We start from the raw sequence: 13,054 nt of genomic DNA, 5'->3' as shown, positions 1-13,054 counted from the left end.
ATGAAAAAGAAAATAATATTAATAGTATTAGTCGCTTCAATAAACGGTTTATTTGCGCAGAGTAACACAAACACACCTTATTCTTTATTTGGTTTAGGAGTAGAGAATAAAACTTCAACAGGTGGTTTAACAGGTTTAGGAAACACAGGTATAGCGCAATCAAATCCATTTGAAATTAACATATTGAATCCTGCTAGTTTAGGAAACATTGTGCAAAAATCTTTTCTGTATGAATTTGGATTAAACGGAACCTATTCAACATTAAAAACCAGTAATTCAAGTGAAACTACTAATAATGGTAATATTTCACATATTGCAATTGCTTTTCCTTTAAGTAAAGATTGGGGTATGAGTATTGGTTTGCTTCCTTACACAAAAACAGGATATAATATTGATATAGAAAATGCAATTGAAGGTTCTACGGATACATACATTACAAGAATAACAGGTTCTGGTGGATTAAATAAATTCTATTTATCGACAGGTTTTAAAGTCGCTAAAAATTTATCTCTTGGTGTAGATGTTTCTTTTTTGTTTGGTTTAATAGAACAAGAAAGTCTAATTTATACAGGTTCGCTGGTTTCTATAAGCGATCAGAATCATTATGGAGGCGTAAAGTTAAAAACAGGTCTTCAGTATAAATTACCAACATTTAAAAAAGTAGAAACTACTATTGGAGCTACATTAGAATTGCCAACATCGTTAAGTGGAAACCAAACAAGATCATCTTATAAAACAACTTCAGATGGAGCACAAATAACAATAGAAGAAGAAGTAAAAAATGATTTAGATAATTTTGATCTTCCGTTTTCTTACGGAGTTGGTATTACAACAGTAATAGATAAACAAATTACAACTAGTTTAGATTATAGAAAATTACTTTGGGGAGAAACTGACCAACAACTAAGTAACGAACAATATGCAAATCAATCTATTTATGCTTTTGGAGTAGAATATGTATCTTCAAAAAATAAATTTAATTATTGGTCTAATATAAAATATAGAGTAGGAGTCAACTATAATACAGGTTTTTTAAAAATATCTAACCAACAGATAGACAGTTATTTTGTGTCATTTGGTTTAGGTTTACCAATGAAAAAATATAGTAATGATAATTTTAACATCTCTTATTCTTATGGTAGAGAAGGTACTCTCGAAAACAAATTAATTGAAGAAAATTTTCATAAAATCACTCTAAATTTAAATTTCGTAGGTAAATGGTTCAATAAAAAGAAAATAGATTAAATAAGATTATAATCTTATACTTACTTTTGCAGAAAATATTTCTCATTGGACAATACAAATCAAAAATCTACAAACCTTAATAAATATATAAGTTCTTCAGGTGTATGCTCTCGTAGAGAAGCAGAAAAATATATTAAAGAAGGCAGAATTACTATAAATGGTAAACCAACTCAATTAGGTAATAGAGTTGGTAAAAAAGATGTTGTAAAGTTCGATGGTCGTCTTGTAACACCAAAAGACGTAACACTATACATTGCTTTAAATAAGCCAGTTGGCATTGTTTCTACAACAGACGATAGAGAACCAAACAATATTGTGCAGCATGTAAATTACCCAGAAAGACTGTTTCCAATTGGACGTTTAGACAAACCATCAGAAGGATTAATTTTCTTAACAAACGATGGCGATATTGTCAATAAAATTCTACGTGCAGGAAATAATCACGAAAAAGAATACATTGTTTCTGTAGATAAATCTATTACAGACGATTTTATCGAAAGTATGGGAAGTGGAATTCCTATTTTGGGAACCATGACTAAAAAATGTTTGGTAGAAAAAATAAGCGATAAAATCTTTAAAATCGTTCTTACACAAGGTTTAAACCGTCAAATTCGTAGAATGTGCGAATACTTAGATTACGAAGTAACTAAGTTAAAACGTACAAGAATTATGAACGTAGAGCTTGGTTATTTACAATCAGGTGATTGGCGAGAATTAACAGATGAAGAAATGAAAGAAATTAATACCATGATTTCTAGTTCATCAAAAACCGAAGAAGCATCTGTAGTTAAAGAGAAGCCAAAACAAGCAAAACCAAAGAGAAAACAAGCACCTACTAAAAACGATTTCAATAAAAAAAGTGCCTCTTTTAGAAAATCATCACCAAAAACTAAAAGAAACGCTATAGCTTCATCCAAAAAGAAACGTTGGTAATATTTTTTGGGCGTTCCCTTTCAGGTCAGGCTTTACGTTGCAATCTTTTTTATTCCAAAAAATAAAAAAGGATTTCCACTTCAATCCTTAACGCACATTTTAGCCAGCAAAACCATTAAAATATTTTTTGGTTTTATATAACAGTTCATTTTATTTTTCAATTCTTAAATAATAGTATCTTTGCCACCAATGAAATTCGACTTAAAAATTACCGACCCAAAAAGCAAGGCAAGAGCAGGATCAATAACTACAGATCATGGAGTTATTGAAACCCCAATTTTTATGCCCGTGGGAACTGTTGGAACCGTAAAAGGAGTGCATCAAACAGAGCTAAAAGACGAAATAAAACCAGATATTATTTTAGGAAATACATATCATTTATTTTTACGTCCAGGTTTAAAAATTCTAGAAAAAGCGGGTGGTTTACACAAGTTTATGAATTGGGATAGTAACGTTCTTACAGATTCTGGAGGTTACCAAGTATATTCTTTATCAGGAAGAAGAAAAATTAACGAAGAAGGTGTAAAGTTTAAAAGTCATATAGATGGTTCTATGCATCATTTTACGCCAGAAAACGTAATGGAAACTCAGCGCACAATTGGTGCTGATATTATTATGGCTTTTGATGAATGTACACCTTATCCTTGTGATTACAATTATGCAAAGCGTTCTATGCACATGACACATAGATGGCTAGATAGATGTATAACTCATTTAGATAAAGTACCCTTTAAATATGGTTTTGAGCAAACATTTATGCCAATTGTACAAGGAAGTACATATAAAGATTTACGAAGACAATCTGCAGAATATATAGCAAATTCTGGTCAACAAGCAAATGCAATTGGAGGTCTTTCAGTTGGTGAGCCAGCAGAAGAAATGTATGCAATGACAGAAGTTGTTACAGAAATTTTACCAGAAGACAAGCCACGTTATTTAATGGGAGTTGGTACGCCAATTAACATTTTAGAAAACATTGCATTGGGTATAGATATGTTCGATTGTGTAATGCCAACAAGAAATGCAAGAAACGGAATGTTGTTTACTGCACATGGTTCTATCAACATTAAAAATAAAAAATGGGAAGATGATTTTTCTCCAATTGACGATATGGATATTACTTGGGTAGATACTATGTACTCAAAAGCATATTTACGTCATTTATTTGCAGCGAAAGAAATGTTAGGAAAACAAATTGCCTCTATTCATAACCTTGGTTTTTACGTTTGGTTAACAAGAGAAGCAAGAAAACATATTTTAGCTGGAGATTTTAGAGAATGGAAAGATAAAATGGTAAAACAAATGGATAAAAGACTTTAAAAGTAGGCTGTTTTTCAGTAGCAGTAAACAGTGAAAAAAGTAAGATTACACAGTTTACAGTTACACAATTAAACATTTACACAATTACACAACATAAGTGAAGATAATTGATTGGTACATATTAAAACGATTTTTGGTAACTTTTTTGTTTACCCTATTAATCTTGATTCCTATTGCCATTGCTATAGATATATCAGAGAAAATAGATAATTTTCTGGAGCATGTAGATTTAGGGTTTTATCAAATTGTAGATGAATATTACAAGAATTTCATTATCTATTATGCCAATACTTTTATGCCTTTGGCATTATTTATTGCTGTAATTTTATTTACATCTAAACTTTCTAACAATACAGAAATTATTGCAATTACAAATGCAAAAGTTTCTTTTACACGATTTTTGTATCCTTATTTTATAGGAGCTACTTTAATAACAATTATTTCTTTAGGGATGAACCATTTTGTGGTGCCTATGAGTAGTAAGGAAAGAAAGCAGTTTGAAAAAGAATACATTAGTAGCGCTAGACAAAAAAATGAATTAAAAAGAGTTACCGATTTTAGTTTACAATTAACAGATAGTACTTACATTTTTATAAGAAGTTTTAATACAGAAACGAAATCTGGTTATGATTTTACGTCAGAACTTTATGATGGCATACAATTAAAATCAAAACTAGTTGCTAACAGAATAAGTTATAACGACAAAGACTCTACATTTAAGCTTTCTACTTGGAAACTACGAAAAATTTATAAGGATAGAGATAGTATCTTTTCTGGAACAAAAATCGATACCGTTTTTAGCTTTACACCTAGAGATTTAATATATAAATCTGCGTTAGCACAAGAAATGCCTTCAGGTGAGTTAAGTGAATTTATAGAGATCTCTAAAAAGAGAGGTATTAAAAACTTAAATGCCTATTTGGTAGAACTTCATAAAAGAACAAGTTTACCAGTAGCTTCTTATATCTTAACAATTATTGCAGTTGCTTTAGGTTTTAGAAAAAGAAGAGGAGGTACAGGAGTTAATTTAGCCATTGGTATTGGTATCATGTTTGTCTATGTTTTCTTAATGAAAATATCAGAAGTTTTAGGAGCAGTTGCAGGTGTAAACTCTCTATTATATGTATGGATGCCAAACCTGTTTTTTGGTTGTCTGGCTATTTATTTATACTTAAATGCAAGAAAGTAAACTCAAAAATTATTTACTATTACATTTAATCGTTTTTATTTGGGGGTTTACTGCTATTTTAGGCGCCTTAATAAGTTTAGATGCTGTTCCATTAGTTTGGTACAGAATGTCTTTAGCTGTTATTTTTATAGTACTGTATTTTATTATAAAAAAGAAATCATTTAAAGTTGATGCCAGAGGAATTCTTAAGTTTTTTGTTACTGGAGTAATCATTGCACTACATTGGATTTTCTTTTTTAAAGCGATAAAAGTCTCTAACGTTTCAGTTGCTTTAGTCACGATGAGTACAGGAGCTTTTTTTGTATCCTTAATAGAACCTATTTTTTTTAGAAGAAGAATTAAACCTTTAGAGATTATATTGGGTTTAATTGTGATTTTTGGTTTGTATATAATTTTTAATTTTGAAAGTCAATATAAATTAGGAATTATCTATGCGTTAATTTCATCATTCTTAAGTGCTTTATTTTCAGTTTTTAATGGTCTTTTTATTAAGAAATATTCTGGAGGTGTAATATCACTTTATCAGTTGTTTTTTGGAGTCCTTTTTATCTCAATTTACCTGCTGTTTACCAATGGTTTTACGATATCATTCTTTGAAGTTGTAAAGTTAGATTGGTTATATCTTGTTATTTTAAGTAGTGTTTGTACAGCTTATGCTTTTATTGCTTCTGTTAATGTGATGAAATATATATCGCCATATACAGTAATGTTAACCATAAATTTAGAACCTATTTATGCCATTATTTTGGCGTTGTTTATTTTTGGAGAGAAAGAAAAAATGAATCCAGAATTTTATTTTGGCGCTTTTATAGTATTGTTTGTCGTTTTACTAAACGGTATTATTAAGAATAAAACGCTTATAAAAAATAAAATTAAAGAAAAAACTGTTAGAAAAAAGTAACTTATTTCTTAATAAAACAACTAATTTTATAGTATGTTTGTTCTTACAAACAACGAAAACCAAATTACTACAATATGGAATATTTAGATTTTGAAATGCCTATTAAAGAGCTTTTAGATCAATTAGATAAGTGCCAGATTATTGGTAAAGAGAGTGAAGTAGATGTAAGCGCTACTTGTAAGAAAATTGAGAAAAAATTAGCAAAAGCTAGAAAGGATATATATAAAAACTTAACGCCTTGGCAAAGAGTTCAATTATCTAGACACCCTAATAGACCTTATACATTAGATTATATTAAAGCACTTTGTGGAGATACTTTTATGGAGCTTCATGGAGACAGAAATGTAAAAGATGATAAAGCCATGATTGGTGGTTTAGGTAAAATTGGTGATCAATCTTTTATGTTTATAGGTCAGCAAAAAGGATATAATACCAAAACACGCCAGTACAGAAACTTTGGAATGGCAAATCCTGAAGGCTATAGAAAAGCTTTACGTTTAATGAAAATGGCAGAGAAATTTAAAATTCCTGTTGTTACTTTATTAGATACTCCAGGTGCATATCCAGGTTTAGAGGCTGAAGAGCGTGGACAAGGTGAAGCAATTGCTAGAAACATTTTAGAAATGACTCGCTTAAAAACACCAATTATAACAATTGTTATTGGTGAAGGAGCTTCTGGTGGTGCTGTAGGTATTGGAGTAGGAGATAGAGTTTATATGATGGAAAATACTTGGTATACCGTTATTTCTCCAGAATCTTGTTCTTCTATTTTATGGAGAAGTTGGGAGTATAAAGAACAAGCTGCTGCTGCGTTAAAATTAACAGGTACAGATATGAAGAGGTTAAAGTTAATTGACGGAATTATACAAGAACCAGTTGGTGGAGCACATACAGACAGACAAGGAGCTTTTAAAGCTGTTGAAGCGCAAATTGTTGCTGCTTTTGATGAGTTAAAAGATTTAAATGATGTAGATCTTGTTTCTCAAAGAATGGATAAATATGCTGCTATGGGAGTTTATAAAGAATAAGTTTCTGTTTATATTATAAAAAAAAAGCGAAATCTAAATTTAGATTTCGCTTTTTTTTATGAGGTTATTTTTATTAAATCTTTAAAGAATTAAATAACGTTTTTAATCTTGGATCAGAAGGTCTTGGTGCATTTGAATCTACAATATTTCCTTGTGGATCAATTAAAATAAACCTTGGAATACCAGTAATTTGATATGCTTGTTGAAGTGCATAATCTTGTCCAGCCCATAATTGAACTCCACCCATTTGTTTTTCCTTCACAAAATCTCTCCATTTTTTTTCTGCTGCTTCCCAAGAACCACCACTTCTTCTAGATTCATCTGTAGAAATACTAACAAATTCAATGTTTTTATTATGGTATTCTTTTTCTAATTTCTGTAAAGAAGGTATCTCTCTAATACAAGGTCCACACCAAGTTGCCCAAACATCTATATACACATATTTTCCTTTAAAAGAATCTAAAGATTTCTTACCACCTTTAAAATCAACATAGTTTTCAAATTTAGGAGAAGGTTTTCCTTTCCCCATCATTTTACTTGTTTTATATGTTTTTTCAAAATAATCAAACATTTGTAAATTTTGCTTAGTAGCCATGTCAACTAAAGAACTATCTAAGTCATTATAAGAATTTAAAATACTATCATATTCTTTTTTTAATAAACTCATTTTTGCTGTAAAAGCTTCTTTCTCTAAAGCCAAAATATCAGCAGGGTTTCCTATTTTTTTACTTTTATCTAATTGAGCAACAATAAATTTAGTGTTTGCAGACCCAGCACCTGAATACTCAAAACTAGTCATAAATTTATCTGCATCACCTTTAATAGAAATGTCAAAACCATTTTTTAAATATATTGGAGCTCTTTTTTCTCTACTTGTTTGAAAAGTATAGATATCTACTTTAGGAACTTCTAAAGTATCTTTAAAAGAACCATCTTCTTTAATAGAAATAGTTTTAATAACACCAGTTCTTCCAGATATAGTAATTATAGAATCTTTGTTATTTTCTAGTTTTCCAGATAAAGAAATGTAATCTTTAGAATGTTCTTTTGTACATGATGCTATTACGAATAAAGCAAAAATGGCAAGACTTAATTTTTTCATTGTTTGTATTCTTAAATTTAATTACAAATATATCATTTATAGGTAAATAAAAATAGTTAAATCACTTGTATATACAGAACTGAATTCGCACATTTGAAGACCAATTAAATTAAGATATGAGTACATTTCATTATATAGATTCACTTCCATTAGATTTATCTAAAATTCAAGAAATTATTTCTTCTGATATAAAATTAGCACTTTCTGATGCTTCAATTCAAAGAATCGAAAAATGCAGATTATACTTAGATGAAAAAACGAAATCGATTTCGAAACCTATTTATGGTATTAATACTGGTTTTGGCGCTTTATATAATGTAAAAATTAATGATCATAATTTACAGAAACTTCAAGAGAATCTAGTAATGAGTCATGCTTGTGGTGCAGGTGATGAGGTTTCTAGTGAAATTGTAAAGCTAATGCTATTATTCAAAGTAAAATCTTTGAGTTATGGGCATTCAGGAGTGCAGTTAGCAACTGTAAATAGATTGATTGAATTTTACAATAATGATATTATTCCTGTAATTTATGAGCAAGGTTCCTTAGGTGCTTCTGGAGATTTATCTCCACTTGCACACATGTCTCTACCTTTAATTGGGTTGGGAGAAGTATATTATAAAGGAGAAAAAATAGCAACAGAAAAATTATTAGAAATTTTCTCTTGGGATAAAATAAACTTGCAATCTAAAGAAGGTTTGGCGTTGTTAAACGGAACACAGTTTATGTCTTCTTACGGAATTTACTGTTTGTTGAAATCTCATAAATTATCTTATTTAGCAGACGTAATTGGTACTGTTTCTTTAGAAGGTTTTGATGGAAGAGTAGAACCTTTTAATGAGTTAATTCATTTTGCGAGACCTCATAATGGTCAAATTAAAACAGCACAAAGAATTAAAGATTTATTAGATGATAGTGCGTTGATTTCTCAAGAAAAACAACACGTGCAAGATCCTTATTCTTTTAGATGTATGCCTCAAGTTCACGGAGCAACAAAAGATACGATTCGTTTTGTAACAAAGACATTTTTAACGGAAATTAATTCGGTAACAGACAATCCTAATATTTTTGTAGATGAAGATGAAATTATTTCTGGTGGAAATTTTCACGGACAACCATTGGCTTTAGGATTAGATTTTTTAGCAATTGCAATTTCAGAATTAGGAAATATTTCAGAAAGAAGAACTTATCAGTTAGTCTCTGGACACAGACATTTACCTCCTTTTTTAGTTGCAAACCCAGGTTTAAATTCGGGTTTTATGATTCCTCAATATACAGCAGCAAGTATTGTAAGTCAGAATAAACAATACGCAACTCCTGCAAGTGTAGATTCTATTGAATCTAGTAACGGACAAGAAGATCATGTTTCTATGGGAGCAAATGCAGCTACAAAATGTAAAAAAGTAGTAGATAATTTACAAACTATTTTAAGTATCGAATTGTTTACTGGTTCGCAAGCTTTAAGTTTTGCAAACGGAAAAAGTTCTCCATTTATCGAAAGTATTGTTAACTCGTTTAGACAAGATGTTTCTATTGTAGAAGAAGATAGAGTTTTACATTATGATATTAAAAACGCTTCTAATTTTATTACTTCTTTAGTAATTGATTCTGATGAATTGTTTGGTTAAACTTGCTTAACGTTACTCTTGCTAAGATCTTGTTTTAATAAAACGAATCAGTAGTAACTGATTTAAAATCAAGTATTTGTAGCTAAATTTTATTAAAAAAAATAAATAAGAAAAATACATGTTGACCAAAAAAGCCTAAACTTTTATTTAGGCTTTTTTTAATTACAATTTATGTGTGAATTTACCTTTTTAAGGTTTTCTAATTTACATCTCTAACCAAGCGAATTCCTAATTTCTTATCTTCTTTATTCTCTCCAACACCAATAATACTTAAATCAAAAACCTTACGTTTACCTAATGATTTTTCTTCGTTATTTACTTTATAGGATTCGGTATAATCATCGCCAGAACTAAAGCGTCTTTTTAAAGTATTAAAAGCACCACCAACAGCATTTGTAGTTGTATATTCAGATAAATTACCCCAAACATCGTACAAGCCTAATTCGTTAGGTTCTTTTAAACCCACTTTTTGACGTCTTTCATTACTGTTTTTCTTATACCAAGCGTATTTGTCTATATTGTCTGCTTTCTCCTCATTAATTCCTCTCTTTTCATCCGTAGTTTTTCTACCTCCAGTTGCAAACCAAAACCATTCTTCTTTGGTTGGTAATCTGTATTTTTTTCCTGATAATTCATTTAATTTTTTGATAAAATTATCAACAAAACTTCTTGTTGAAAATGTTATAGGGCAGGTTTTACATGTAGAAACCTTTAATCTATTGGTTTCTATTATAGACCAATAATCGAGTTGTGTTATTTCGTATTTACTTACATACAAATCTTTAATTGATTCTAACACGGTATTCCCTTCTGGATCTATAGATTCAGAAACAGTTAAGGAACCTTTTACCAAAACCATGTTTTCTTCAATGTTTTTTATACCTTTTTCTTGAGTTTTTATGGATGCTGCTTCTAATTTATTTTTTTCAATAACAGGTTTTAATTTGGTTAAAACTGTTTTGCTATTAATTCCTAGAGCATTTAATTCATTAAATTTAGTGTAAGCAAGTTCGTATTTCTCTTCAGCTAATAAAGACCATGCTTTTGTAATTAAGGTGTTGTTTTCTATAAAAGGACGAATCTCTTTTTTAATTTCATAGACCTGTTTTAGTTTTTCTAAAGGAACTTCATCTTCAAAGTTTTTTAAATACGAACTACTTAAGTTATCTATTTTTTCATTGGATGCTAACCACTCATCAATAGAGTTTTTATTTCCCCTTTTAATCAGATTAGTAGCTTGTTTAAAGCTCTCAAAATTCATTGTATCTGCAATCTTTTTTACATGCTTTACAAAAATCTCATTCTTTAACATACTGTTATCAAACTTTAGATTTTGTTTTTTGTATTGTTCCTTTGTAATGGCTATTATTAATTTATACTTGGCATCTTTATCACCTGAACTCGCTTTATTAATCAGTTTTTCTATATCTAAATCAGTTTTTTCATCAAAAGCACCAACTAAATCTGTGCCTACAGATTGTTGCAAAATTTTATATAAAGAAATGCGTTGATGATTACGAGACATAATTTCTAAATACATTACCAACCCATTTGTTTCGCCACCAAGCAAAGATTTTACTTCTTCTAAATGATTAATTGTTTTAACGTAGTTTTTAGCACGATATGCTTCTTCGGCATAACTATATTCTATTTTTGCTAAAGAACTTTGCGCTGATACTGAAAAAGTAATGAGTAAAAAAAAGCTAATTAGGGTGAATAATTTCATCTGAAAATTGTAGTTTTTGGTTAATATTTAAAATCCTTTTTTTATTTTTTTTGATGTGGAGTCTTTCTTCTTTTCTACTTTAATTGTTTTTTCCCACAAATCTTTTTTCTTCTTTTTTGGTGCTACTTTCTTTTTAGCTAATATAGAGTCTTTCTTTTTTTCTAAGGTAATTGATTTTCCCCAGAAATCATTTTCACTAGCAATTAACACTTTTTTTGTACTCTTTATTGGTTTCTTAGTAGAAACTATTTTTTTCTTTTCTTTACTATCTTCAGAAATTGATTTTCCCCAAAAACCTTTTTTTTCTGAAGAATTGGTCGTTGTAATATTATCTCTTTTTGAAATTATAAAATCTTTTGCAGCGTTTATCAATTTTATTTTCACTCCGTTTTCAGCAAAACCTTTAATTAACTGTTCTAGTTTTTTACTTGCTATACTATAATTGGTAAAAGCACCAATAATGCGCACATCATAACTACCATACTTTGTCAGCTTTTGTTTAAAACTGTTTTCAGAAGGCCAAGTTCCATCAGAATATCTAGAGATTTCAATTAAATCGGTAATCTTTATTTCTGGTAAATCTTCTTTTAACTTTTCTTCATTGGCTAACATTGCAAAGAAAAAAACTGAATTTGACGATTCATTTGTTAAAAAATTAGGGTATTTATATGCAGGCATTCTAGTTAAAGTAAGTTTTCTATTTCTTACTAGTTTTGCAATAAATTTACGCTTTGCAGCTTCTCTTTTTCTTTTTTCAGCTGCAATTGCTGCAAGTCTTGCTTCTTCAGCTCTTTTTCTTTGAGCGTTTTCCATAAGGCCACCAATAATATTAGCGGCAGCACCAACAATTGCAGTTTTATCTGTGTAACCTTGCGAAGCCATCGCTATTGCATAAGTACCTTTCATAATTCCTGCAGCCATTAAATCTCCTTGTGCAGCCTTATCAAATTTAGACATAGCACCTTTACTATAAGCTTCCATCTTTGCGTGAAACTTTTTATTAGATTCAATACGAGCTAATTGCGCTTTGTATTTTTTATTATTTTCTTCAATTTCTTTATTCTTCTTCTCTTGTTTTAAACGAGCTTGTTTTTGTTGATATGTTTCTGTTCTAGTTTGATTACTCGATTTTTGATTTGTCTTATATTTTTGAGTGTAACTCTGTGAGTTGTTATTGTTTTGATTTTGGTTGGAAATGTTTTTAGAACTTGAGTTGGAGTTGTTGGATGGAGTTCTATTAGAAGAATTGGAACTAGTTTTACCAAAAGAAAGAGATATCTTTTTTGTTTTTTTCTTGTTGGTAACTTCTTCTATTTCTTTTTTTAAGTTTTCAACAGCATCTTTAGCATATTTAATAGATTGATCTTTGTAACTAGAAGAGTTATTATAGCTAGGTTTTCTTTCGTTTAAACGAGCGCTTTCTTCTAAATATTTAAGTTGTTGTTGCTTGTATTGTAGAGAACTTTTAAGAGCTCTTAATGTATTTTGTCTATCGCCTTCGTAATTAGAATTGTCATCTACATAAAGTCCTTCCTTATGTTTTTGCGATTCTTTATAGCTACTATCATACTTACTCCTATAACTATTGGCTTGTTCATTTACTTGTTCAATCTTGTTATTTATATCTTCAATTTGCTTTTTAAACTGTGCAAACATCTTTTCTCTAGTACATTGACAACGTACATAAGCTGTCTGTTTTTTCATTTCACACCAAGTTATGTACTTTCCATCTGGAGATGCATAGTTTTCATTTTTTCCACGAAGTTCGCTACAATTTGGGTAATTAGGTTCTTGTATTTTTTGCGCAAAACTATTTGTAGGTAGTATAAATACTAATATAAAAAGAAGCAATAAGTGTTTCATTTGTAAAAAAAAATAGAATCAAATATAATAAATAAATTTTTCTATTAAAAAATGTAATTTCTTATTGGCTTAGAGTTCATGCTTTTAAAAAGAACTATAATCATTTGAGTTTTCTAGGTAAT

At 29.5% G+C, this 13,054-nt stretch carries 10 protein-coding genes; 7 read left to right on the top strand and 3 right to left on the bottom strand.

The window, feature by feature from the left end:
• The 6 genes from BTO07_RS06290 to BTO07_RS06265 all read left to right on the top strand — a co-directional run bounded on the left by BTO07_RS06290 (position 1) and on the right by BTO07_RS06265 (position 6,616).
• Positions 1 to 1,245, top strand: a complete 1,245-nt coding sequence (locus BTO07_RS06290) for a hypothetical protein (protein WP_087520421.1) — start codon at positions 1 to 3, stop codon at positions 1,243 to 1,245.
• 45 nt (positions 1,246 to 1,290) lie between these two features.
• Complete coding sequence (gene rluF, locus BTO07_RS06285) at positions 1,291 to 2,178, top strand: 23S rRNA pseudouridine(2604) synthase RluF (protein ID WP_087520420.1); 888 nt, start codon at positions 1,291 to 1,293, stop codon at positions 2,176 to 2,178.
• A 189-nt stretch (positions 2,179 to 2,367) separates the two neighbouring features.
• The gene (gene tgt, locus BTO07_RS06280) at positions 2,368 to 3,498 is read left to right on the top strand and encodes a tRNA guanosine(34) transglycosylase Tgt (RefSeq protein ID WP_087520419.1); all 1,131 of its coding nucleotides are present in this window, start codon (positions 2,368 to 2,370) and stop codon (positions 3,496 to 3,498) included.
• Between the two features lie 97 nt (positions 3,499 to 3,595).
• Positions 3,596 to 4,687, top strand: a complete 1,092-nt coding sequence (locus BTO07_RS06275) for an LptF/LptG family permease (RefSeq protein ID WP_232457099.1) — start codon at positions 3,596 to 3,598, stop codon at positions 4,685 to 4,687.
• Positions 4,674 to 5,588 carry a DMT family transporter gene (locus BTO07_RS06270; RefSeq protein WP_087520418.1) on the top strand — a complete coding sequence of 305 codons (915 nt, stop codon included), beginning with the start codon at positions 4,674 to 4,676 and terminating at the stop codon, positions 5,586 to 5,588. The genes BTO07_RS06275 and BTO07_RS06270 overlap by 14 nt, the downstream gene beginning before the upstream one ends.
• A 74-nt stretch (positions 5,589 to 5,662) precedes the next feature.
• Entirely contained in the window at positions 5,663 to 6,616 is a 954-nt protein-coding gene (locus BTO07_RS06265; protein WP_087520417.1) for an acetyl-CoA carboxylase carboxyltransferase subunit alpha, read from the top strand.
• Between the two features lie 73 nt (positions 6,617 to 6,689).
• Here the strand turns inward: BTO07_RS06265 and BTO07_RS06260 are convergent, their stop codons facing one another.
• Complete coding sequence (locus BTO07_RS06260; protein ID WP_087520416.1) at positions 6,690 to 7,718, bottom strand: TlpA family protein disulfide reductase; 1,029 nt, start codon at positions 7,716 to 7,718, stop codon at positions 6,690 to 6,692.
• A gap of 116 nt (positions 7,719 to 7,834) precedes the next feature.
• Between BTO07_RS06260 and hutH the strand changes: the two genes are divergently transcribed.
• Positions 7,835 to 9,343 carry a histidine ammonia-lyase gene (gene hutH / locus BTO07_RS06255; protein ID WP_087520415.1) on the top strand — a complete coding sequence of 503 codons (1,509 nt, stop codon included), beginning with the start codon at positions 7,835 to 7,837 and terminating at the stop codon, positions 9,341 to 9,343.
• Between the two features lie 199 nt (positions 9,344 to 9,542).
• Here the strand turns inward: hutH and BTO07_RS06250 are convergent, their stop codons facing one another.
• Together BTO07_RS06250 and BTO07_RS06245 are read right to left on the bottom strand one after the other, a co-directional pair.
• On the bottom strand, positions 9,543 to 11,069 hold the full coding sequence (locus BTO07_RS06250) for a formylglycine-generating enzyme family protein (RefSeq protein WP_087520414.1): 1,527 nt from the start codon (positions 11,067 to 11,069) through the stop codon (positions 9,543 to 9,545).
• Between the two features lie 27 nt (positions 11,070 to 11,096).
• Positions 11,097 to 12,932 (bottom strand): hypothetical protein, encoded by a 1,836-nt coding sequence (locus BTO07_RS06245; RefSeq protein ID WP_087520413.1) that lies wholly within the window; start codon positions 12,930 to 12,932, stop codon positions 11,097 to 11,099.
• Positions 12,933 to 13,054 lie beyond the last annotated feature (122 nt).

This window comes from Polaribacter sp. SA4-12 (genome assembly GCF_002163675.1).
In the GTDB taxonomy this organism is placed as follows: domain Bacteria; phylum Bacteroidota; class Bacteroidia; order Flavobacteriales; family Flavobacteriaceae; genus Polaribacter.
Note: the sequence above shows the minus strand (reverse complement) of the source record. Positions and strands in the feature narration are given on the sequence as shown.